A 604-nucleotide genomic window follows, 5' to 3' on the forward strand; every position below is an offset into this window, starting at 1 on the left:
CATGATAACACGTGTCCCGCCCTACTCGTCGAGTTCACAATAACAGCATCTTCAGATACGGGGCTATCACCCTTTACTGCCGGACTTTCCAGACCGTTCTCCTGACACTGCTATTGATTAAGACTCTGGGCTGCTCCCCGTTCGCTCGCCGCTACTAGGGGAATCTCGGTTGATTTCTTTTCCTCGGGGTACTGAGATGTTTCAGTTCTCCCGGTTCGCCTCATTAACCTATGGATTCAGTTAATGATAGTATCCATTGGATACTGGGTTTCCCCATTCGGATATCGTCGGGTATAACGGTTCATATCACCTTACCGACGCTTTTCGCAGATTAGCACGTCCTTCATCGCCTCTGATTGCCTAGGCATCCACCGTGTACGCTTATTCGCTTAACCTCACAACCCGAAAGTGTCTCTTTCAAAGACTATCTGGGTGGTGATGGCTGCGCAGATTACATTTCTTCGTTGGGCAGTGCTCGCAATGCTCACATACTTAAGTATGCTGCGCTTGCTGTGCGCTGTCCGCCTCGAACTGTAAATTGCTCGCTCATCCCACTTTAATGTCAAAACACATTCAAAGTTTGAGATTTTGAGAGACTCACCAA

The 604-nt window shown here is 48.3% G+C and carries 1 rRNA gene; it reads right to left on the bottom strand.

What is annotated here, in order from left to right:
- Positions 1 to 395 (bottom strand): 23S ribosomal RNA (locus IE142_RS40030); the annotation flags it as partial.
- Positions 396 to 604 lie beyond the last annotated feature (209 nt).

This window comes from Streptomyces mutabilis (assembly GCF_014649815.1).
GTDB lineage: Bacteria > Actinomycetota > Actinomycetes > Streptomycetales > Streptomycetaceae > Streptomyces > Streptomyces mutabilis.